The sequence below is a fragment of the Streptomyces fungicidicus genome, assembly GCF_003665435.1.
Lineage (GTDB): Bacteria > Actinomycetota > Actinomycetes > Streptomycetales > Streptomycetaceae > Streptomyces > Streptomyces fungicidicus.
The window spans coordinates 1,378,837-1,398,714 of sequence record NZ_CP023407.1 but is presented as its reverse complement, the minus strand read 5'-3'; the positions used below and the strand labels follow the sequence as shown (position 1 = coordinate 1,398,714).

At 72.0% G+C, this 19,878-nt stretch carries 21 protein-coding genes and 7 tRNA genes; 18 read left to right on the top strand and 10 right to left on the bottom strand.

The window, feature by feature from the left end; genetic code table 11:
• Positions 1–29: 29 nt before the first annotated feature.
• A complete protein-coding gene (locus CNQ36_RS06365) occupies positions 30–1,370 on the bottom strand; it encodes a serine/threonine-protein kinase (RefSeq protein ID WP_121545262.1) in 1,341 nt (446 codons plus the stop codon).
• Between the two features lie 195 nt (positions 1,371–1,565).
• On the opposite strand from CNQ36_RS06365, the gene CNQ36_RS06360 reads away from it, so the two are divergent.
• The 4 genes from CNQ36_RS06360 (at position 1,566) to CNQ36_RS06345 (ending at position 4,441) form a co-directional block, all read left to right on the top strand.
• Complete coding sequence (locus CNQ36_RS06360; protein WP_004933783.1) at positions 1,566–1,844, top strand: hypothetical protein; 279 nt, start codon at positions 1,566–1,568, stop codon at positions 1,842–1,844.
• Positions 1,845–2,037: 193 nt separating this feature from the next.
• A complete protein-coding gene (locus CNQ36_RS06355) occupies positions 2,038–2,217 on the top strand; it encodes a hypothetical protein (protein ID WP_040907664.1) in 180 nt (59 codons plus the stop codon).
• A gap of 905 nt (positions 2,218–3,122) precedes the next feature.
• Positions 3,123–4,067: a phosphotransferase family protein gene (locus CNQ36_RS06350; RefSeq protein WP_121545261.1), complete on the top strand. Its 945-nt coding sequence runs from the start codon at positions 3,123–3,125 to the stop codon at positions 4,065–4,067.
• A 101-nt stretch (positions 4,068–4,168) separates the two neighbouring features.
• Positions 4,169–4,441: a TFIIB-type zinc ribbon-containing protein gene (locus CNQ36_RS06345; RefSeq protein ID WP_084828263.1), complete on the top strand. Its 273-nt coding sequence runs from the start codon at positions 4,169–4,171 to the stop codon at positions 4,439–4,441.
• A 50-nt stretch (positions 4,442–4,491) separates the two neighbouring features.
• Here CNQ36_RS06345 and CNQ36_RS06340 read toward each other — a convergent pair.
• The 5 genes from CNQ36_RS06340 to CNQ36_RS06320 all read right to left on the bottom strand — a co-directional run bounded on the left by CNQ36_RS06340 (position 4,492) and on the right by CNQ36_RS06320 (position 4,957).
• Positions 4,492–4,563, bottom strand: a tRNA-Val gene (locus CNQ36_RS06340).
• Positions 4,564–4,607: 44 nt separating this feature from the next.
• Positions 4,608–4,679, bottom strand: a tRNA-Val gene (locus tag CNQ36_RS06335).
• 21 nt (positions 4,680–4,700) lie between these two features.
• A tRNA-Val gene (locus CNQ36_RS06330) sits at positions 4,701–4,772 on the bottom strand.
• Position 4,773: 1 nt separating this feature from the next.
• Positions 4,774–4,847: transfer RNA gene (locus CNQ36_RS06325), tRNA-Cys, on the bottom strand.
• Between the two features lie 37 nt (positions 4,848–4,884).
• Positions 4,885–4,957: transfer RNA gene (locus CNQ36_RS06320), tRNA-Gly, on the bottom strand.
• Between the two features lie 154 nt (positions 4,958–5,111).
• Between CNQ36_RS06320 and CNQ36_RS06315 the strand changes: the two genes are divergently transcribed.
• The 3 genes from CNQ36_RS06315 to CNQ36_RS06305 are packed head-to-tail and all read left to right on the top strand — an operon-like array spanning position 5,112 to position 7,856.
• Positions 5,112–6,155 carry a chorismate-binding protein gene (locus CNQ36_RS06315; protein WP_004933788.1) on the top strand — a complete coding sequence of 348 codons (1,044 nt, stop codon included), beginning with the start codon at positions 5,112–5,114 and terminating at the stop codon, positions 6,153–6,155.
• A gap of 2 nt (positions 6,156–6,157) precedes the next feature.
• The gene (locus CNQ36_RS06310; protein ID WP_121545260.1) at positions 6,158–6,979 is read left to right on the top strand and encodes an aminotransferase class IV; all 822 of its coding nucleotides are present in this window, start codon (positions 6,158–6,160) and stop codon (positions 6,977–6,979) included.
• 52 nt (positions 6,980–7,031) lie between these two features.
• Entirely contained in the window at positions 7,032–7,856 is an 825-nt protein-coding gene (locus tag CNQ36_RS06305; protein ID WP_004933795.1) for a GNAT family N-acetyltransferase, read from the top strand.
• Between the two features lie 30 nt (positions 7,857–7,886).
• Here the strand turns inward: CNQ36_RS06305 and CNQ36_RS06300 are convergent, their stop codons facing one another.
• Positions 7,887–8,405 (bottom strand): DsbA family protein, encoded by a 519-nt coding sequence (locus tag CNQ36_RS06300; RefSeq protein ID WP_106429160.1) that lies wholly within the window; start codon positions 8,403–8,405, stop codon positions 7,887–7,889.
• A gap of 213 nt (positions 8,406–8,618) precedes the next feature.
• Here CNQ36_RS06300 and CNQ36_RS06295 point away from each other — a divergent pair, with 213 nt between their 5' ends.
• Together CNQ36_RS06295 and CNQ36_RS34605 are read left to right on the top strand one after the other, a co-directional pair.
• Complete coding sequence (locus CNQ36_RS06295) at positions 8,619–9,056, top strand: hypothetical protein (RefSeq protein ID WP_121548380.1); 438 nt, start codon at positions 8,619–8,621, stop codon at positions 9,054–9,056.
• Between the two features lie 162 nt (positions 9,057–9,218).
• A complete protein-coding gene (locus CNQ36_RS34605; RefSeq protein ID WP_019523797.1) occupies positions 9,219–9,371 on the top strand; it encodes a hypothetical protein in 153 nt (50 codons plus the stop codon).
• Between the two features lie 72 nt (positions 9,372–9,443).
• On the opposite strand, the gene CNQ36_RS06290 is transcribed toward CNQ36_RS34605, so the two are convergent.
• Positions 9,444–10,004, bottom strand: a complete 561-nt coding sequence (locus CNQ36_RS06290) for a CGNR zinc finger domain-containing protein (protein WP_004933802.1) — start codon at positions 10,002–10,004, stop codon at positions 9,444–9,446.
• Between the two features lie 289 nt (positions 10,005–10,293).
• Positions 10,294–10,707, bottom strand: a complete 414-nt coding sequence (locus CNQ36_RS06285) for an SsgA family sporulation/cell division regulator (RefSeq protein WP_004002642.1) — start codon at positions 10,705–10,707, stop codon at positions 10,294–10,296.
• A 191-nt stretch (positions 10,708–10,898) separates the two neighbouring features.
• Here CNQ36_RS06285 and CNQ36_RS06280 point away from each other — a divergent pair, with 191 nt between their 5' ends.
• The 9 genes from CNQ36_RS06280 (at position 10,899) to CNQ36_RS06240 (ending at position 19,092) form a co-directional block, all read left to right on the top strand.
• Positions 10,899–11,357 carry a TIGR02611 family protein gene (locus tag CNQ36_RS06280; RefSeq protein WP_121545259.1) on the top strand — a complete coding sequence of 153 codons (459 nt, stop codon included), beginning with the start codon at positions 10,899–10,901 and terminating at the stop codon, positions 11,355–11,357.
• A 79-nt stretch (positions 11,358–11,436) separates the two neighbouring features.
• A tRNA-Val gene (locus CNQ36_RS06275) sits at positions 11,437–11,508 on the top strand.
• Between the two features lie 399 nt (positions 11,509–11,907).
• Positions 11,908–13,197: an ABC transporter substrate-binding protein gene (locus CNQ36_RS06270; RefSeq protein WP_121545258.1), complete on the top strand. Its 1,290-nt coding sequence runs from the start codon at positions 11,908–11,910 to the stop codon at positions 13,195–13,197.
• 17 nt (positions 13,198–13,214) lie between these two features.
• Positions 13,215–14,171 (top strand): carbohydrate ABC transporter permease, encoded by a 957-nt coding sequence (locus tag CNQ36_RS06265; protein ID WP_040907670.1) that lies wholly within the window; start codon positions 13,215–13,217, stop codon positions 14,169–14,171.
• Positions 14,168–15,043 carry a carbohydrate ABC transporter permease gene (locus CNQ36_RS06260; protein ID WP_040907671.1) on the top strand — a complete coding sequence of 292 codons (876 nt, stop codon included), beginning with the start codon at positions 14,168–14,170 and terminating at the stop codon, positions 15,041–15,043. Before CNQ36_RS06265 ends, CNQ36_RS06260 begins: the two co-directional genes overlap by 4 nt.
• A gap of 10 nt (positions 15,044–15,053) precedes the next feature.
• A complete protein-coding gene (locus CNQ36_RS06255; RefSeq protein WP_121545257.1) occupies positions 15,054–15,653 on the top strand; it encodes a hypothetical protein in 600 nt (199 codons plus the stop codon).
• A gap of 100 nt (positions 15,654–15,753) precedes the next feature.
• A complete protein-coding gene (locus CNQ36_RS06250; RefSeq protein WP_121545256.1) occupies positions 15,754–18,495 on the top strand; it encodes an exo-rhamnogalacturonan lyase family protein in 2,742 nt (913 codons plus the stop codon).
• A 36-nt stretch (positions 18,496–18,531) separates the two neighbouring features.
• The gene (locus CNQ36_RS06245; RefSeq protein ID WP_004933835.1) at positions 18,532–18,981 is read left to right on the top strand and encodes an SRPBCC family protein; all 450 of its coding nucleotides are present in this window, start codon (positions 18,532–18,534) and stop codon (positions 18,979–18,981) included.
• 39 nt (positions 18,982–19,020) lie between these two features.
• Positions 19,021–19,092 (top strand) — tRNA-Val (locus tag CNQ36_RS06240).
• Positions 19,093–19,152: 60 nt separating this feature from the next.
• Here the strand turns inward: CNQ36_RS06240 and CNQ36_RS06235 are convergent.
• Entirely contained in the window at positions 19,153–19,878 is a 726-nt protein-coding gene (locus tag CNQ36_RS06235; RefSeq protein WP_004933839.1) for a 3'-5' exonuclease, read from the bottom strand.

Genomic DNA, 19,878 nt, shown 5'->3' with positions numbered 1-19,878 from the left:
AGGGAGAGGGGGCACTGACGGCCGAGGAGTTACGACGGGCCCTGGCAGGCCTGGACCAGGGCGATGCCGATCGCCACCAGGAGCGTCACCACGACGAACACGAAGAGGCGCTGCCTGAGCAGTCTTGGGTTGGCGGGGCGCAGACCGGTCCCGGTGGTGCGGGGACCCGTGCGGCGGGCGCCTGTGCCGGAGCGCGTGGAGTTCCGTGAGGCCGGTGTGGGGCGTGGTGTGCCGGGGCGGGACGGCGTGCCGGAACGCGAGGAGGTGTCGCGGGGGCCGCCGCGGCGGGAGGCGTTGTTGCGGGACCCGCTGTTGCGGGAGCCGCCGCGCGACGCGGGGACGCTCCGGTTGCCGCGGCGGGGGGTGGGGCCGTTGGCCTTGGGCGCGGTGCCGCGTCCGCCGCGCGGTGGGGGAGTGCCGTTGCCTCCCGGGTCCCCCTGCCTGCGCCGCTGCGCGCCGTCCGGGTAGGTGTCCGCGAGACGCCCGGTGGGCTGCTCCGTCTCGGCGCCGCGCGGGGCCGGCGGGCGGACGTCGGTCAGGCCCTGGGCCTCCCGCGCGGCGATCTCCTTGAGCCGCATCGACAGTTGGAGCGTGCTGGGCCGCTCCTCGGGATTCTTCGCGAGGCACGCGCGGACGAGCGGGGCCAGGGCGTCCGGGACGCCGTGCAGCTGTGCCTCCTCGTGCACCACGCGGTACAGCATCACCTCGGAACTGCCGTGCCCGAAGGGGGAGTCGCCCATCGACGCGTACGCGAGCGTGGCGCCCAGCGAGAACACGTCCGTGGCGGGCGTGACGGCCGCGCCGCGCACCTGCTCGGGGGCGAGGAATCCGGGTGAGCCGACCGCCGTGCCGACGTGCGTGAGCGTGGAGGCGCCGGTCGCCCAGGCGATGCCGAAGTCGATGATCCGCGGCCCCTTCGGGGACAGCAGGATGTTGGACGGCTTGAGGTCCCGGTGCACGACACCGGCCTCGTGCACGGCGACCAGGCCCTCGGACAGGGCCGCGCCGACGGCGGCGAGCTCGGCCGCGCCGAGCGGTCCCTCGCCGGCGACCTTGTCGTGCAGCGACGGTCCCGGCACGTACTGCGTGGCGAACCACGGACGGTCCGCGTCGAGGTCGGCGGCCACCAGCCGGGCCGTGCAGCCGCCGCGGATGCGCCGGGCCGCGGAGACCTCGCGGGCGAACCGCGAGCGGAACTCCTGGTCCTCCGCCAGGTCGGGGCGGATGACCTTCAGCGCGACCCGCTGCCCCTTCTTGTCGGAGCCCAGGTAGACCACGCCCATACCGCCCGCGCCGAGCCGTCGGTGGAGCCTGAAAGAGCCGACGACGCGCGGGTCCTCGCGCCTCAGGCGCATCATCGCCATGTTCATCCCCGCTGCCCGGTCCTGTGACGTGCCACAGCTTACGTTTCCACGGCCGCCCGTGCGCAGAGGCCGCGCCCTCGCGGATCGATGGATTGTCAGTGCTGGGTGGGACACTTGAAGAGTGGTCAGGGGGCGCGCGGACGGGCCGGGTTCGCGCGGGAGCCTATCCCAACCACCCGACAGCGAAGGGGGATTGATCGCATGAAGGGTGACCGTGTGGAGATCGTCGTGGACGCCGGGGACACGACGCGCACGTACGAGGTGGTGGCGAGCAGGGCGGGGCGCAGGGTGGAGACGGCGGTGCGGCGGGGGGTGGTCGAGGTGAGCGAAGTCACCCGAACCGGGGCCGTCGTGCGGACCGCCCGGTTCATGGCGAACAGGGTGCTCGCGCTGGTGGAACAGCCGGTGCCGCGGGAGGACGGCTCGGAGAAAGCGGGGCAGAGCGGGCGGCCCTTCGGGGATGTCCCTGAGGCGCAGTAGGACTTCTCCACCCTGAGGAGTACACCGTGGGGGAGGGCTCATCCTCCGGGAGGCCCGGCATTCGGTACGAGGGCATGACGTCGGGGGAGCGCCGGGCCCATAAATTGGAGGTCAAGCGGCGGGTGCAGTACTCGTCCCCCGAGGTCAGACGCCCGCCGCTGTCAACACAACAGAAACGGCCAGGAGAGGGACCATGGCGTACACGGCACCGCGGACGATGATCCGCACGCGGGAGAGCGGCGAGGGGCGTCGCCATCCGCTGGTGGCGACGCTGATGGCCCTGCCCCTGGCGGTCCTGCTCCTCCTCGTCTTCGACGGGTGGGAGACGGTGGCCACACAGGCGTCGTCCGTGGGAGAGATGCTGGGGCGCTGAACCAGCGACCCCAGGCCCGGAAGAGCGGTCCGGGCGGGGACATCCACCCATGAAACCCCGTGGGGACGGGGGTGCGGCGGACGGCAGAATGCCGGCGCAGCTGGGGAGCTGCGCCGGCATTGCTTTGTGCCGGTGGGTGGTGCGGGGCCGGGCCGGGGGTGGCCGTCCTCGGACTGGCGCGGATCACGCGCGCTGCAAGGGGTGCGGGGCGCGGACGCGCCAGCCACTGCGGGCGGCCACCCCCGCCCCGTCCCCTCCGCGCCGTCGCCGACCACCCGCCGCCCCCGCCACCGGCAGCCACTCCACCCACCACAACCAGCACCCCCGCCCTCCGCGGCCAGTCAGCCCTCCCGCCGTCGCCGACCACCCGCCGCCCCCGGCACCGGCAGTCACTCCGCCCACCACAACCAGCACCCCCGCCCTCTGCGAACCCCGGTGCTGGCAGCCACTCCACCCACCACAGCCAGCACCCCCGCCCTCCCGGCGCCACCCGCCGCCCTTCGCGGCCAGTCAGCCCGCACTCCGCGCCCCACTGGCAGCCACTCCGCCCGCCCTCCGCCCCCCACTGGCAGCCACTCCGCCGGCCCTCCGCGCGCCGCACCCCCGCCCTCCGCGCGCCGAGGACAGTCGCCGTCCGCCCTCCGCGCGGCCCTCCGCACCGCACTCCGCGGCCCTCCGCACCGCACTCCGCGGGCAGTCGCACCGCACTCCGCGGGCAGTCGCACCGCACTCCGCGGGCAGTCGTGCCGCTGGGGCGGCACGGGTGGGCGCGACGGCACCCCGCTGGCGCCGGGCTGCGCAGACCCACCCCCGCCCCGCACCGACACGGCGCACCCTCGCAACGCCGGACCGCGTAAACCCGGCCCCCGCCGCCCGCAGGGCCCCGCCCGGATACCCTCACCCCCGTGACCCCGGACCTCCTCCCCGCCCTGACCGCCCACGTCACGGCGACGGCCCACCCCGGCACACCCCGCCGCACCCCCGCCGGCCCCTGCCCCTGCCCCGCAGCCACCCTCACCCACCGGCACGACACCACCGTCCTCCGCCACGCGGGCACCGTCGCCAAGGCCCACGCCCCGGACATCACCCCCGCGGACCTCGCCCCCCGCGTCACCGCCGCCGCCCACCTCCCCGGCATCCTCCTCCCCCCGCTCGCCCCCACGCCCGTGGCGGTGCAGGGACGGCTCGTCACCCTCTGGCCGTACGGCACCCCCGTGGACCCCGAGGACCCGGACGCCGCGCCCTGGGAGGCCGCGGCCACCCTCCTCGCCCGGCTGCACCGCACACCGCCCCCCACCGCCGTACCCCCCATGCGCGGCCCCGCCAAGGCCGCCCTCGCCGTAGCGCGCCTCCGTGCCACCGCCCCCGGCCATCCCGGCACCGAGCCGGTACTGCGGGCGTGGGCCACCCTTCCGCCGTGGGCCCGCGGTGAGGAACCCATGCCGGACACCACCACCCTCTGCCACGGCGACCTCCACCTCGGCCAGCTCGTACGCCACCCCGCGCCCCACGGGCCCTGGCTGCTGATCGACGTCGACGACCTCGGCACCGGCGTACCGGCCTGGGACCTGGCCCGCCCGGCCGCCTGGTACGCCTGCGGACTGCTCACGTCCGAGGAGTGGCTCCGTTTCCTGGCCGCCTACCGCGCGGCCGGCGGGCCGGCCGTACCGGCCGACGGGGATCCGTGGGCCGCACTGGACGTCCCCGCCCGCGCGCTCACCGCGCAGACCGCCGCCCGCGCCGTCACCAAGGCGGTCGCCGCGGGCCGGCCGCTCGACGAGGTGGAGCGGTCACTGGTCGACGCCTGCGCCCGCATCGGCTCCGACTGCGCGGCCGACCCGTCGAGTTGAGGCGAACTTCCGCGAAGTAGGGTGCAACCGACCCGCAGCCGGACAGAGTCTGTCCTGGCGATACGCGAAGCAGGAACCACCGGCGAGGAGTTGAACCGATCATGCAGTGTCCGAAGTGCCGTGCCCCGATGCACACCTACAACCGCAACGGTGTCCAGATCGAACAGTGCAGCGGGTGCCGAGGCATCTTCCTCGACTACGGGGAGCTGGAGTCGCTGACCCGGCTGGAGGCCCAGTGGTCGCAGCCCGCTCCGCCGCCGCCCGCCGCCCCGCAGGCCTACCCCGCCGCCCCGGCCCCCGCCTGGGGCGCCCCGCACGGCCACCACGGGCACCACCGCCAGAAGAGCTTCGGCCGCATGCTCTTCTCCAGCTGACGAAGACACGACGAAGCCCCCGGTCGCAGGACCGGGGGCTTCGGGTGGTGTGGACGATACTGGGATTGAACCAGTGACCTCTTCCGTGTCAGGGAAGCGCTCTCCCGCTGAGCTAATCGTCCTCGGGAACCACGGCCACTCGGTGGAGCGGATCATGGACACTGCGTGCGCGATACTGGGATTGAACCAGTGACCTCTTCCGTGTCAGGGAAGCGCTCTCCCGCTGAGCTAATCGCGCGGGGTGGATCCGAAGATCCAGTGGACGATACTGGGATTGAACCAGTGACCTCTTCCGTGTCAGGGAAGCGCTCTCCCGCTGAGCTAATCGTCCTTGGAGGTGGAGACGGGATTTGAACCCGTGTAGACGGCTTTGCAGGCCGTTGCCTCGCCTCTCGGCCACTCCACCAGGAGTGCAAGGGGCCGGGAAGCCCCCTCTTCCTGCGAGCGGACGACGAGGTTCGAACTCGCGACCTCAACCTTGGCAAGGTTGCGCTCTACCAACTGAGCTACGTCCGCCTGTCGTTTCGGTCGGCTTGCGCGTCCCGGCGACGAAGTGAACTCTAGCGGATTCCGGGGCCAGCACAAAAACCCGTTTGTGCAGCGTGCTGCGCTGCGCCTGCTCAGGGACGTGACCACGGTGCCGGAAGCACGCCCGCCATAGACTCGTGGCGTGCCCGACCTCCCGCCTCTCGCCCGCTTCGGCGACCGTCTCGCCACCGGACTCCTCGACGTCACCGACGACCCCGCGGCCCTGGACTCCACGGGGTTCTGGGCCGTCGCCGCCGACTACGAGGGCCGGCTGACCTGCGCCCGCTTCCGGGACGTCCGGGAGCAGGCGGTGCCAGCCCCGGCGCCGGGGGCCTGGCGGGGTCCGGGGGCCGGCGACTGGACGTCCTCGCTCGACCGCGGCGCGTACACGGCGGCGGTCCGCCGGATCCGCGGCCACATAGCCGCCGGCGAGGTCTACCAGGCGAACCTCTGCCGCGTCCTGTCCGCGCCCGTGCCGTCCGACGCCGACGTGGACGCCCTCACCGCCCTGCTCGCCCGGGGCAATCCCGCGCCCTATGCCGGAACGATTCGCCTGCCGGGGCACGGGGTGGAGATCGCCACCGCGTCCCCCGAGCTCTTCCTGCGCCGGGACGGCCGGGTCGTGGAGTCCGGGCCGATCAAGGGCACCGGGCGCACCGAGGCCGATCTGCTGGAGAAGGACTACGCGGAGAACGTCATGATCGTCGACCTGGTCCGCAACGACATCGGACGGGTCTGCGCCACCGGCACGGTGACCGTGCCCGACCTGTGCGCCGTCGAGAAGCACCCGGGTCTGGTCCACCTCGTGTCGACCGTGCGGGGCGAGCTGCGGGACGGCGCCGGCTGGCCCGGGCTGCTCGGCGCCGCCTTCCCGCCCGGCTCCGTCACCGGGGCGCCCAAGTCGAGCGCCCTGCGGATCATCGACGCGCTGGAGACGGCGCCCCGCGGCCCGTACTGCGGCGGTCTCGGCTGGGTCGACGCCGACCGCGGCACCGGTGTGCTGGCCGTGGGCATCCGCACCTTCTGGATCGACCGGACCGGGGGCGGCGCCGTCCTGCGGTTCGGCACCGGCGCCGGGATCACCTGGGGCTCCGACCCCGAGGGGGAGTGGCGGGAGACCGAGCTGAAGGCCTCCCGGCTGCTCGCGGTAGCGTCGGGAACGTACGACGTGAGTGAAGGGACCTAGAGGTGAAGATCTGGCTCGACGGCGGACTGCAGGACGCCGAGTCCGCCCGCGTCTCCGTCTTCGACCACGGACTGACCGTGGGCGACGGCATCTTCGAGACGGTGAAGGCGGTGGACGGCCGGCCGTTCGCGCTGACCCGCCATCTCGACCGGCTGACCCGGTCCGCCCGGGGCCTCGGGCTGCCCGACCCCGACCTCGACGAGGTCCGCCGCGCCTGCGCCGCGGTCCTCGAGGCCAACCCGGTGCCGCTCGGCCGGCTGCGCCTCACCTACACCGGCGGCCACGGCCCGCTCGGCTCCGACCGCGGCGAGCACGGCCCGACCCTCGTGGCCGCCCTCGGCGAGACCACCCGCCGCCCCGACTCCACCGCCGTCGTCACCGTCCCCTGGGCGCGCAACGAGAAGGGCGCGCTCACCGGCCTGAAGACCACCTCGTACGCCGAGAACGTCGTCGCCCTCGCCCGAGCCCGTGAGCGGGGCGCCTCCGAGGCGCTGTTCGGCAACACCGTCGGACAGCTCTGCGAGGGCACCGGGTCGAACGTCTTCGTCGTCCTCGACGGCGAACTCCACACCCCGCCGGTCGCCTCCGGCTGCCTCGCCGGCATCACCCGCGCCCTAGTCGTCGAGTGGACCGGCGCCAAGGAGACCGATCTGCCGCTGGACGTGCTGGAGCGGGCCGAGGAGGTCTTCCTCACCTCCACGCTGCGCGACGTCCAGGCCGTGCACCGGGTCGACGACCGCGAACTCCCCGGAGCCCCCGGCCCGGTGACCGCCAAGGCGATGCGGATCTTCGACGAGCGCTCCGGGGCCGACCTCGATCCGTGACGGACCCGGAATTCGGCTGACCGGAAGCGCGGCAACGGGTAGAACACCCTCGATGACCACGACCCTGCGGCCGGCCGAGCCGCTTCAGCAGAACTCCGACGGGACCCGCTCACGCCGCTACCTGGTGTGCGTGAACAGCCGTCCCGTCGGAGAGATACACCTCGGCACGCATCCCGCCTTCGGCGACGCCGTGGCCCGCATCATGAGCCTGCGCATCGAGGAACCCGACCGCCGGCGCGGCCGGGGCACGGTGGCCGCGCTCGCCGCCGAGGAGGTGGCGCGAGGCTGGGGCTGCCGCCGCATCGAGGCGGCCGTCCCCGCCGCCCCCGGCTCAGCCCTCGGCCTCGCCACGGCGCTCGGCTACGTCCTGCGCAACCGGAACATGGAGAAGACCCTCGGGGCCGTCCCGCCCGCGCTTCCGGAGGGCAGCGCGGCCCGCCCCATGACCGAGGCCGAGTTCGGGCCCTGGAGGGCCAAGGGGCAGGAGGAGTACGCACGGGACTGGACCAGCCGCGGCGTGCCGGAGGCCGAGGCACGCGCCAAGGCGGCCTCCGACGACGCCGTGCTGCTGCCCGACGGCCGCGCCACCGGGGGGATGCTGTTCAGCGTCCTCGAACACCGGGGAGCCCGCGTGGGCACCCTGTGGCTGGCGCTGCGCGGCGAGGGGGCCTACGTCTTCGACGTCGAGGCCGACGCCGCCCACCGCGGCCGCGGACACGGACGTTCGCTCATGCTGCTCGCCGAGGCCCAGGCGGCCGCCGCGGGGAAGCGGGTCATCGGCCTCAACGTGTTCGCCGGCAACACCCCGGCCGAGCGGCTCTACGACTCGCTCGGCTACGGCACGACGCAGTACACGCTCTACAAGCCGCTCCTGTGACGGCAGGACGGCCGGTGGCGCCCGCCGGGATCAGCCCTCGGCCAGCAGCCGGTCCGCGATCTCCTCGACGCGCTCGCGCAGCCCCTCCTGGCTCTTGCCGCCGTCGAGGCGCTCACCGCCGATGACGTAGGTCGGGGTGCCGGTCACCCCGATCGCCTTGCCCTCGGCCTGGTCGGCGTCGACGATCAGGATGTGCCGTCCGTCGATCAGCGCGGTGTCGAACTCCTCGGCGTCCAGACCGAGTTCCCGGGCGACCTCGACCAGGAAGGACTCCCCGCCGCGGTCCAGCTCCTCCACCCTGCCCAGCACGGCCTCCACGTACGGCCAGCCCCGCCCCTGCTCTAGCGCCTCCTCGGCGGCCTGCGCGGCGGCGAAGGAGTGCTTGTGCTTCTCCAGCGGGAAGTGCCGCAGCCGCACCTCGAGGCGGTCGCCGTAGCGGGCCCGCAGGGCGCGGAGGTCGTCGAGGGCGCCGCGGCAGTCCGGGCACTGCAGCTCGCACCAGACGTCGAGGACGGGGACGGCGGGGCGGGCGGGGGAGGAGTCGCTCATGGCGACAGTCTCCCAGCCGGGTCCCCGGACCACCGCATCGGACCTCGGACGGACCGGGCGCGCGCCCGCGGCGCCGGTCACCGGGACCTCCGGAGGACCGCCGACCCGGAGAAGTCCCTGATGTCCGGCCCGGAGCATGGCCCGTCGGGCCCTCACAGGTGCAGGATGGAAGGGACGAAGTGCCACGCGACCGTACCCAGCCTGGAGGACCGGATGATTGCCGAGACCGTCTGCTCAGCCGTGTCCGCGGCCGGCCTGGGCATCGCGGTGGTCACGGCCTACCGCAAACGCTTCCTCGCGGCGGCCCGTATCGCCGCCTACTCGCTCGTGCCCGTCGGCCTGGTGATGACCGGTGTCGTCGACTGGCTGGCCGACACCGCGTTCAGCCCGACCGCGTGGGCGGGCTTCGGAGTGCTGGGGCTGGCGTGGCTGCTGTTCGCGACCACCCGCACCGTGGAGCGCCGGCGCGGCGGCACCCGCAAGGAGCGCAAGGCCGCCCGGGCGGCAGCGCAGCCCGAGGCGGTGGCCCCCGGCGCCTCCGCGCCCTCCCTCGGCCAGGGAGCGCGGCCGGCGGCCCGTCCCGCCCCCGCCTCCCGGGGCGACGAGGACTTCAGCGACATCGAGGCCATCCTCAAGAAGCACGGCATCTGACCCCGCCGCACCCCCTGTGACCGGCGGAAGCGTCACAGGGGGTCCCGGAGCGCCCGGAAATGATCACAACCCGAACCGGAGATCGCGGAATCGGCTCACTCGCACGCTTTCCGTGAGTGTTGATCGCTTCGGGGCCTCCCGATGCGTCATCATCGCGGCGAGATGCTGGACACGACACAGAGCGATGCCGCGCCGCAGCAGGACGAGCCGCGTGGATGCCTCTTCGCCCTATCCCAGCCACCGCTGATGATCTTCCTGGCGGTGATCGGGTGTCTGCTGCTCACGGCTGCCCTGCACGACCTGCTGTGGCTGTGAGCCGTACCCGCGGTACCCGGCGTCACCCGTCGGGACCGCGTCGGCACGGCATCGGACAGGACGCCTCGCCCGTCAGCCCGCCGCCTCCTTGCGGCGCGCCCGGTACGCGGCGACATGCAGGCGGTTGCCGCAGGTGCGGCTGTCGCAGTAGCGGCGCGAGCGGTTGCGGGACAGGTCGACGAAGGCGTGCCGGCAGTCGGGCGCCTCACAGCGGCGCAGCCGCTCCTGCTCCCCGGCGACCACGAAGAACGCCAGCGCCATCCCGCAGTCGGCGGCCAGGTGGTCGGCCACGGAGGCGCCCGGCGCGAAGTAGTGCACATGCCAGTCGTAGCCGTCGTGGTTGGTGAGCCGGGGCGTGGTGCCGGCGGCCGCGATCAGCTCGTTGATCAGCCCGGCGGCGGCGTGGGCGTCCGGGGAGGCGAAGACCGCGGAGAACCGGCCGCGGATCTTGCGCACGGCGGCCAGGTCCCATTCGGTGAGCACCCCGACCTCGCTGACCTGGTGCTGACGCACGAACTCCTGGAGGGCCGCGACGTCCGGCAGTCCCTCCGGTGTCGTGTCGTCCTCCGGCGCGGAGTTCACCAGATCCACCACGGTGTCGAGCGCGCACCGGGTGTCGTGGGTGATCAGCACGATTTGCTCCCTGGCCTGGGGGTCGGGCGGGTGCCCGCCGATGCTGGCCGATGGTAGTGGCTCCGGCGTGTCGCGCACCTCCCCGCTTCGCACACGGTTGCGCACCGGACGCCGGAACGACCGCCGCCGCTCCCCGGACCGGCGGGTACCCAGCACGACGGCGCCGCCCGCGGAAACCCGCGGCGTCGGCGCCGTCGTGTGCCGGCCGGGTACGGCTGCCCGTATCCGGCTGTACTGGCCCGAGCCGTCTCCCCGAGTCGACGGCGCCGGGCTGCTCCGTGAGCCTCGCCTAGCTTTCCGCCAGGATGTGCGAGAGCTCCTGGTCGAGGTCGAAGTGCCGGTGTTCCGTGCCGGGCGGCACGGCGGCGTCGGTGCGCTTCAGGAAGGACTCCAGAGCCCGTGCCGGGGCCTCGAGCAGGGCTTCCCCCTCCGGCGAGCTCAGGGCGATGCAGACGACGCCCTGGCCGTGGCTGCGCGACGGCCAGACGCGGACGTCGCCGGTGCCCGTGGGGCGGTGAAGCCCTTCGGCGAGGAGGTCGCGGGCGAACACCCACTCGACGGTCTCCTCGGCTCCGGTGTGGAAGGTGGCGTGCACGGCGTAGGGGTCGGCCGTGTCGTACCGCAGGCCTGCGGGGACAGGCAGGGAGGACTCGCTCGACACAACGAGGCGCAGGTGCAGCTCGCAGCTGACCGTGGTGTTCATAAGCGCCAGGGCCTTTCGCTCAGTGTGCGCTCGGGGATTCGCACGTCGGCGAAATCGACATGCCACCTACGGTGCCGTTGTAAACCCCTCTGAGTGTTTTGCATGGGTTTAGGTAACTCTTCCGGCCGAGAGATCGTTCGAGAGGTGCGCCCATTCCGGTGATGTGTTTCGCTCGGGTAGTGTTTGGCTGTATGAACACGGGGAGTAACAGGTCCGGCGAGGCCGCGGCGGTGGCTCACGGGGTGATGGTGGAAGAGAGCGAGAGCCGGGATGAGCGGGCGCTCGGGTCGAGGGCGCCGGAGTTCGTCAAGGCGCGCCGCGCGCTGCACCTCAGCTGGCAGGTCGGCGTCTTCGTGGTCGGCCTCGCGGTCGTGGCGGCGGGTGCCGCGATGCTGGTGTTGCCCGGGCCCGGCTGGGTCGTGATCTTCGGCGGCATGGCGATCTGGGCGACCGAGTTCGTCTGGGCCCAGCTGGTGCTGCGCTGGACCAAGCGCAAGGTCACCGAGGCGGCCCAGCGCGCCCTGGACCCCCGGGTGCGGCGGCGGAACATCATCCTGACCTCGATCGGCGTGGTGATCATCGCCGGGCTGGCCGGGGTCTACCTCTGGAAGTTCGGCCTCCAGATGCCCTGGAAGATCGAGGACCAGTGAACCGCCGCGGGAGCCGGAGGGTCCTGCTCCCGCTGGTCACGGGCACCCCCTGACATGGGGTAATGTTCTTCCTGCGTCCGGGCGATTAGCTCAGTGGGAGAGCGCTTCGTTCACACCGAAGAGGTCACTGGTTCGAACCCAGTATCGCCCACCGGATCATCAGGCGGCCCGGCTCACCAGGAGTGAGCCGGGCCGCTCTGTCGTGGGGGCACGGCTCCCCGGGGCTACGCAGGGCGCTGCCGACGGGCCCCCTTCCCGGTCGCCCGGGACGTTCCGGTTCCGCTCGCCTTCATCCAACCGTGACCTTCCCCCGCCGCCGGTCCGGTGGGCCCCCGAATGTTCGACTGATCGGTCGTGGGGCTGCCACCTGGGCGTTCGTGGCCACGCCCGGCCCGGCGGGCGACGGCGCCGCCGCAGCCGGCGGACGGGGCCGCCCATGAATTCCTGTCCGAATCATTGACGCGCCCGTAGGCCCTCCGTAACTTGTGCCAGCAAGCGCTTACTTGAAACGATTCATGAGGCGGAAGCGAACGTCGCTGGGGAGGCTCATATGCAGCAGGGTGGGAATGTGGAGAGGCGGACGATCCTCAAAGCGGCGGGGGCCTCGCTGGCCGTCGTGGGACTGGGTGCGACGGCCACCGCCTGCGGTGGCGACAGCGGCTCGGGGGACGGGACGGTGACGATCCGTTACGCGTGGTGGGGCGGAGAGCCGCGCACCATCGCCATCAAGAAGACGATCGCGCTCTTCGAGAAGAAGTTCCCGAAGATCAAGGTCAAGCCGGAATTCACCGACTACGAGGCGTTCTGGGAGAAGTTCCAGACCCAGGCCTCCGGCGGGAATCCCCCGGACGTTTTCCAGAATGCGGTCGGCTTCCTGCGGAAGTACGACAAGCGCGGTGTTCTGCTGGACCTCAAGACGCAGGCGGACGCCGGGAATCTGAGCCTGGACAACTTCCGCAACGGCGTCCTGGCGAACGGTCAGGTCGACGGCAAGCAGATCGCCGTCCCCGTGGGCGCCAACACCATGGCACTCGTCATCGACCTGAAGGCCTTCGAGAAGGCCGGTGTCGAGCCGAAGTTCGGCTGGACCTGGGACGAGTACTTCGACGCGCTCCAGAAGATCCAGGACAAGCAGAAGATCGCCGGCGACACCGGCTACTTCAGCATCATGTACCTCTACGACCTCTACCTGCGCCAGAACGGCAAGGCCTTCTTCACGGACACCGACCTCGGCTTCACCGAGGCCGATCTGACGCAGTGGTGGGAGGACGGCTACAAGCGCGTGCGGTCCGGCCTGGTCGCCGACCCGAAGAAGGTCGAGCAGGTCAAGCCCAAGTCCGCGCTCTCGGCCGGCCTCGCGGCGTCCGAGTTCACCTGGGACAACTTCTCCATCCGCTACGAGGGTGAGGGCGAGTCGGACTACGGGCTCGCCCCGATCCCCACCACGGACGGCAAGGACACCGGCCAGTACCTCGGCTCGCTGATGCTCAGCGGCTTCTCGGGGACCAAGCACCCCAAGGAGGTCGCCCAGTTCATCGACTTCATGGTCCACGACCCCGAGGTCGGCGAGATCATGGGCTACGACCGCGGCATCCTCGCCACCACCGAGCAGTACGAGGCGTTCAAGCCCGCCGACGACAACAACAAGGGCGTCGCGGCCTACGAGGAGGAGGTCGCCGCGGCCGGCGTCCTCGGCAAGATCACTCCGCACCCGTCCGGCGCCGACGTCATCGAGGCGGCCTTCCTGCGCATCGGCGGCGAGGTCGCCCAGGGCAAGACCAAGCCCGCCGACGCCGCCAAGGCACTGTTCAGCGAGGCCAAGGCCGCGTTCGCCGGCTGAGGGGACGTACCGACACCATGACCCTCGTCAAGGAAGCGCCCGCGCGCCCGGCCGGGAAGCGGCCCGCCGCTCCCGCCGCCGGGCGGCGCGGGCGGCGCCGCGAGAATCTCGCCGGCTATCTCTTCATGTCGCCGTGGATCGCGGGATTCCTGCTGCTCACGGCGGGACCGATGATCGCGTCGCTGTACTACGCGTTCACCAGCTACAACCTGTTCACACCGCCCCAGTGGATCGGTCTGGACAACTTCACGACGATGTTCCAGGACCCGCGCTGGCAGAAGTCGGTCGAGGTCACCCTCAAGTACGTCGTCGTGGCGACCCCCCTGAAGCTGCTGCTCGCGCTCGGCGTCGCGCTGCTGCTCGCGCAGAAGCGGCGGGGACAGGGCCTGTACCGGGCCGCGTTCTACATGCCCTCCCTCATCGGCGCCAGCGTCTCCGTCGGCTTCGTGTGGCGGGCGCTGTTCTCCGACGACGCGGTCGTGGACCGTACGCAGAAGATCTTCGGCCTCGACGTGGGCGGCTGGATCGGCAACCCGGACTACGTCATCTACGCCCTGGTGGCGCTGAGCATCTGGCAGTTCGGCGCGCCCATGGTCATCTTCCTGGCCGGCCTCAAGCAGGTCCCGCAGGAGCTGTACGAGGCCGCCGAGGTGGACGGCGCCGGCCCGCTGCGGCGGTTCTGGAACATCACGCTGCCGATGATCTCCCCGGTGCTCTTCTTCAACGTGCTGCTGGAGTCCATCCACGCGTTCCAGGTGTTCGGGTCCGCCTACGTCGTCTCCGACACCCGGTGCGGGCCCGCCGACGCCACGCTCGTCTACACCTGTTACCTGTACCAGAAGGGCTTCAAGGAGGCCCAGATGGGCTTCGCCTCGGCGATGGCCTGGACGCTGGTGGTCGCGGTGGCGCTCGTCACGGCGGTCCTGTTCTGGTCGCAGAAGAAGTGGGTGCACTACGAGGAGGCCGCCAAGTGACCAGTGCCACCAGCCCTGCCCTGCCCACCGCGAGCGAGCGGCGGCGCTCCGGGTCGATCGCCTGGCACGTCGGCGCGCTCGCCGTCCTCGCGGTCGTCCTCTACCCCGTGATCTGGGTGGTCGGCGCCTCGTTCAAACCGAGCAAGGACATCATCGCCAGCCTCGACCTGCTGCCCGCCAAGCCGGTCTGGGCGAACTTCTCGGGGCTCGCCGACGGCATCTCCGGCATCTCCGTGGGCAGCTTCTTCTGGAACTCGCTGATGTACGCGGTCCTCGCCGTGGCCGGTGTCGTGCTGTCCAGCTCGCTGACCGCCTACGCCTTCGCCAAGATCCGGTTCGCCGGGCGGAACCTGCTCTTCACCCTGATGATCGGCACGCTGCTGCTGCCTTACCACGTGCTGCTCATCCCGCAGTACGTGCTCTTCCGCAACCTCGAGCTCACCGACACCCTGGTGCCGCTCGTCGCCGGGAAGTTCCTGGCCACGGAGGCGTTCTTCGTCTTCCTGATGGTGCAGTTCATGCGCGGGCTCCCCAGGGAGCTGGACGAGGCCGCCAAGCTCGACGGCTGCGGGCACCTGCGCACCTACTGGTCGATCGTGCTGCCGCTGAGCCGGCCCGCGATCATCACCAGCGCGATTTTCACCTTCATCAACGCCTGGAACGACTTCATGGGGCCGCTGATCTACCTCAACACCCCCGAGAAGTACACCGTTTCGCTCGGCCTGATGATGTTCCGCGACCAGGAGGGCGTCTCCAACTACGGCAGCATGATCGCGATGTCGCTGGTGGCGCTGGTACCGGTCATCGCCTTCTTCATGGCCTTCCAGCGCCATCTGATCGACGGCATGGCGACCTCCGGACTGAAGGGCTGAGGCGGTCACCATGGCGCAAGCACACGCGAAGGCGCGCACCCGGCGCCGGGAGTCCGTGTTCGGCGAACGCTTCTCGGTCTTCGCCGAGTGCCTGCTCACCGGCGTGTGGATCGCCGTGGCCTGCCTCGGCGTCGTCACCTACCCCGCGGCCTTCGCCGCCGGCGCCCGGCACCTGCGGCGGCGCACCGCCCACCAGGGCGGCGGGCTGCGGGAGTTCGCCCGGGACTTCGGTACGGCGCTGCGCGGCGGCTGGATCGCCGGGCTCGCCGGGTGGGCGGTGGCCGCCGCGGTGTGGGTGGACGTCCTCGCCGTCCGTGCCGGGCTCCCCGGCGGGCCGCTCGTCGGGGCCGTCGGCGTCCTCGCGCTGATCGGGGCCGCCGTGGCCCTGCTGCGGGCGGCCGCCGTCTGGACGCCCGGCGCCACCTGGCGGGCACTGCTCGCGGACGCCGGGCGGCGGACCGTGCTCGATCCCGCCGGGTCCTTCCTGATCGTCTGCGGGCCGGCCGTCGTGGCCCTGTCCGCCTGGTTCGCACCGCCGCTGGCGGTCCCCGTGCTGGGGGCCGTCGCGGCGGCGGCCGTCGCCGTGGAGGAACGGCACCGGCACCGCTGACGGGCGGTGCCCGCTACGGAGGCCGGCGCTCCGGCGCCGTGTCTCTCTGTCATGCCCTTGACATCACCCCTTGCACGCCCCGCAACGGAAAGGAAAGGCCATGTCCCCCATCCCCCGCCGATCCCTGCTCAAGGCGGCCGCCGTCGCCGGAGCCGCCGCCCAGTTCAGCTGGGCCCTCGGCACGCAGACCGCCACCGCGGCGCCCCGGTCCGGGCCCGCCGGCACGGACCCCGACCCGGTGACCCTGGACTGGCTGGAGGACGGCGGCCTCGGCGCGGCCCCCGGCTCCACCGTCGGTGTGCCCTGGCCGAAGGGCGCCCACCGGGAGAACCAGACCTTCGCCGTGACCGACGCCGGCGGGAAGTCCGTCCCCGTCCAGTCCTGGCCTCTCGCCTACTGGCCCGACGGCTCCCTCAAATGGACCGCCCACGCCGTGAGTTCGGGCTCAGGCAAGCTGACCCTGACCGCGGGGACGCCCACCGCACCCGAGAAGAAGGTCACCGTCGGCAGACGCGGCGGCACCGTCGACGTGTCGACCGGCGTCATCACCGCGCGGATCGGCACCTCCGGCGCCACCCTCGTCAAGTCCGTCACCCGCGGCTCCACCGAGATCGCCAGGAACGGCCGGCTCGTCCTGCTGCGCCAGCCCGAGGCCGAGGACGGCGACCAGACCACGGTGAGGACCGAGCGCTTCGACGGGACGATCTCCGAGGTCACCGTCGAACAGGACGGACCGGTCCGCGCGGTGGTCCGCGTCGACGGCAAGCACCGCAAGGGCCACCGGAGCTGGCTGCCCTTCTCCGTCCGCCTCTACTTCTACGCGGGCGCCGACTCCTTCCGCATGGTCCACACCATCACCTACGACGGCAACCAGGAGCCCGGCAAGGCGAGCGGCGACTTCATCCGCGGCATCGGCGTCCGCTTCACCGTCCCCCTGCGCGACGAGTCCTACGACCGTCACATCCGCCTCGGCGGCGACGGCACCGGCCTGCTCCGCGAGGCCGTCAAGGGCATCACCGGACTGCGCCGCGACCCGGGAGCCGCCGTACAGGCCGCCCAGTTCGCCGGCGAGCGGCTGCCCGACCCGTCCACCTGGGACCAGCGGGTCACCACCCGGCTGCAGTACATCCCCGAATGGGGCGACTACACCCTCTCCCAGCTCTCCGCCGACGGCTTCACCCTGCGCAAGCGCACCAAGAAGGGCCACGGCTGGATCGCCGCCGGCGGCGGCCGCCGCGCCTCCGGATTCGGCTACGTCGGCGGCGTCGGCGGCGGCCTCTCCTTCGGCCTGCGCGACTTCTGGGAGAAGCACCCCGCCCAGCTCGACATCCGCGACGCCCACACCGACCAGGCCGAGGTCACCCTCTGGCTCTGGTCGCCCGAGGCCCAGCCCATGGACCTGCGCTTCTACCACGACGGCATGGGCCAGGACACCTTCCCGGAACAGCTCGAAGGCCTCAACATCACCTACGAGGACTACGAGCCCGAGTTCGGCACCCCCTACGGCATCGCCCGCACCTCCGAACTCCTCTTCTGGGCCAACGAGTCCACCCCGAGCGCCGAGAAGCTCGCCGAACAGGTCGAGGCCGTCCGCGTCCTCCCGCAGCTCGCCGCCCCGCCCGGACAGCTCGTCGGCGCCGGCGTCTTCGGCAAGGGCCTGTTCGCCGAACCCGACCGCTCCACCCCCGCCAAGGCGAGGATCGAGGACCACCTCGACTTCCTCTTCACCTACTACAAGGACCAGGTGGAGCAGCGCCGCTGGTACGGCTTCTGGGACTACGGCGACATCATGCACACCTACGACACCGTCCGGCACCAGTGGCGGTACGACGTCGGCGGCTACGCCTGGGACAACTCCGAGCTCTCACCCGACCTGTGGCTCTGGTACGCGTATCTGCGCTCCGGCCGTGCCGACATCTTCCGCTTCGCCGAGGCGATGACCCGCCACACCGGCGAGGTCGACGTCTACCACCTCGGCAAATGGGCCGGCCTCGGCACCCGGCACGGCGTCCAGCACTACGCCGACAGCGCCAAGCAGCAGCGCATCGCCAACACCACCTACCGCCGCTTCTACTACTTCCTCACCGCCGACGAACGCGTCGGCGACCTCATGCACGCCAACGTCGACTCCGACGAGACCTTCCTCGCCCTCGACCCGCTGCGCAAGATCCGCACCGAGCCCTACACACCCGACCGCAACGCCCTGTCCATCGGCTTCGGCACCGACTGGAGCGGACTGGTCTCCGCCTGGCTCACCGAATGGGAACGCAAGGGACCCAAGTGGGAGAAGGCCAGGGCCCGCGTGCTCTCCACCATGGAGACCATCGCCGCCCAGCCCAACGGCTTCGTCCAGGGCAGCGGTCTCTACGACCTCGACACCGGCAGGTTCGCCGTCGCCGACACCCCGAAGGTCGAGGTGTCCCACCTCTCGGCCGTCTTCGGCCTCAACGAGCTCTGCGCCGAACTCATCGACCTCGTCGACATGCCGGAGTTCGACGAGGCGTACTACGACTACTGCCGCTACTTCAACGCGAGCAAGACGGAACAGGCGGCCCGCTACGGCTCCAACTTCGGCAGCCTGATCCTCTTCCAGGGCCACTCCCGCCTGGACGCCTACGCCGCCGTACGGACGGACGACGCGAAGCTGGCCGAGCGCGCCTGGCAGAAGTTCTACGACTCCGACGGTTACAAGGAGTCGGCGCCCTGGAAGACCGAGAAGGTGAGCGGCCCGGCCGCCCTGGTCGCCGGCAGCGAGGCCGCCTGGGTCTCCACCAACGACACCGCGCTCTACGGACTCGCCGCCATCGAGCTCCTGGCGCTGCTGGGGGACCGGATGCCGTAACCGCACATCCGGGGCGCGGGCGGGCACACTCCGTACATGGACTGGAACCATTACCGCTTCCGCAGTCTGTGGACCCTGTCCGCGCCCGCCGCCACGGTGTACGGAGCACTGGAACGGATCGAGGACTACCCCCTGTGGTGGCCCCAGGTGCGCGAGGTCACCCGCCTCGACGACACCAGCGGGATCGTCACGATCCGCTCCCTGCTGCCGTACGACCTGACCTCCACCGTGCGGGAGGGGCGGCGCGACCGGGAGACCGGGGTCCTGGAGGCGGGCCTGTCCGGCGACATCGACGGCTGGGCCCGCTGGACCGTCACCGGTCTGGGAGCCCACGGCTGTCTCGCCCACTACGAGCAGGAGGTCGACGTCCGCAAGCGGCTGCTGCGCCTGCTCGCCGTGCCCGCCCGGCCCGTCTTCCGCGCCAACCACGCGATGATGATGCGCGCCGGGCGCCGCGGACTGGCCGCGTACCTGGAAGCGGTTTGAAGGAAGCGTCCCCGGACCTGTATTGTTCACTGCGTTCCCGGGCGATTAGCTCAGTGGGAGAGCGCTTCGTTCACACCGAAGAGGTCACTGGTTCGAACCCAGTATCGCCCACCGGGAAAGCCGGTCCGTCTCAGACGGACCGGCTTCTTGCATCCCCGGCGGGGCTCCGGCTCAGGCCGCCGCCGGCAGCTCCGGACGCAGCGGCCACGCCGGGTCCACCACCTCCTCCGTGCCGCTGCGCGCGAACCACGCCTGCAGCCCGCGCGCCTGCGCCGCGTGCCACACCGCCTGCAGGGTGTGCAGCTCGGCGGGGGACAGCCGCTCCAGCCGGGCAGCGAAACGCCGCCCCACCGCCCGGGTCACCTCCAGCGCGGCCACCGCGTCCGCCGCCGCCTCGTGCGCCCCCTCCAGCGGGACGCCGTAGTGCGCGCACAGATCGGTCAGCGTGCGCCTGCCCTTGCGATAGCGGTCCAGATGCTTGTCCAGCACCCACGGGTCCAGCACCCGCAGCGGCGACCGCTCCAGCCAGCGGCCCAGCGACGACGCGCGGTGCCGGCGCAACTCCCGGTCCAGCAGGGTCAGATCGAACGGCGCGTTCATCACCACCAGCGGACGGCCCACCGCGGCCTGCTCCGCCAGCGCCTCCGCCATCTCGTACATCACGGGCGCGGGCCACCGGCCGTTGCGCTGCAGGTGCTCCTCCGTCAGCCCGTGCACCTCCGTCGCCGCGGCCGGCACCGGCACCCCCGGATTGACCAGCCAGCGGGTCACCCTCGGCCGGGCGCCCGACGCGTCCTGGACGACGAGGGCGGCCGACACGATCCGGTCGTTCTCGACGTCCACGCCCGTCGTCTCCGTGTCGAAAGCGGCCAGCGGCCCCTCGTACCAATACGTCAT

Bases quoted from the DNA above. Each gene is read 5' to 3' on its own strand.
- CNQ36_RS06365 (WP_121545262.1), bottom strand. From the start codon at position 1,370: ATGAACATGGCGATGATGCGCCTGAGGCGCGAGGACCCGCGCGTCGTC.
- CNQ36_RS06360 (WP_004933783.1), top strand. From the start codon at position 1,566: ATGAAGGGTGACCGTGTGGAGATCGTCGTGGACGCCGGGGACACGACG.
- CNQ36_RS06355 (WP_040907664.1), top strand. From the start codon at position 2,038: ATGGCGTACACGGCACCGCGGACGATGATCCGCACGCGGGAGAGCGGC.
- CNQ36_RS06345 (WP_084828263.1), top strand. From the start codon at position 4,169: ATGCAGTGTCCGAAGTGCCGTGCCCCGATGCACACCTACAACCGCAAC.
- CNQ36_RS06305 (WP_004933795.1), top strand. From the start codon at position 7,032: ATGACCACGACCCTGCGGCCGGCCGAGCCGCTTCAGCAGAACTCCGAC.
- CNQ36_RS06300 (WP_106429160.1), bottom strand. From the start codon at position 8,405: ATGAGCGACTCCTCCCCCGCCCGCCCCGCCGTCCCCGTCCTCGACGTC.
- CNQ36_RS06295 (WP_121548380.1), top strand. From the start codon at position 8,619: ATGATTGCCGAGACCGTCTGCTCAGCCGTGTCCGCGGCCGGCCTGGGC.
- CNQ36_RS34605 (WP_019523797.1), top strand. From the start codon at position 9,219: ATGCTGGACACGACACAGAGCGATGCCGCGCCGCAGCAGGACGAGCCG.
- CNQ36_RS06285 (WP_004002642.1), bottom strand. From the start codon at position 10,707: ATGAACACCACGGTCAGCTGCGAGCTGCACCTGCGCCTCGTTGTGTCG.
- CNQ36_RS06280 (WP_121545259.1), top strand. From the start codon at position 10,899: ATGAACACGGGGAGTAACAGGTCCGGCGAGGCCGCGGCGGTGGCTCAC.
- CNQ36_RS06270 (WP_121545258.1), top strand. From the start codon at position 11,908: ATGCAGCAGGGTGGGAATGTGGAGAGGCGGACGATCCTCAAAGCGGCG.
- CNQ36_RS06265 (WP_040907670.1), top strand. From the start codon at position 13,215: ATGACCCTCGTCAAGGAAGCGCCCGCGCGCCCGGCCGGGAAGCGGCCC.
- CNQ36_RS06255 (WP_121545257.1), top strand. From the start codon at position 15,054: ATGGCGCAAGCACACGCGAAGGCGCGCACCCGGCGCCGGGAGTCCGTG.
- CNQ36_RS06250 (WP_121545256.1), top strand. From the start codon at position 15,754: ATGTCCCCCATCCCCCGCCGATCCCTGCTCAAGGCGGCCGCCGTCGCC.
- CNQ36_RS06245 (WP_004933835.1), top strand. From the start codon at position 18,532: ATGGACTGGAACCATTACCGCTTCCGCAGTCTGTGGACCCTGTCCGCG.
- CNQ36_RS06235 (WP_004933839.1), bottom strand. From the start codon at position 19,878: ATGACGTATTGGTACGAGGGGCCGCTGGCCGCTTTCGACACGGAGACG.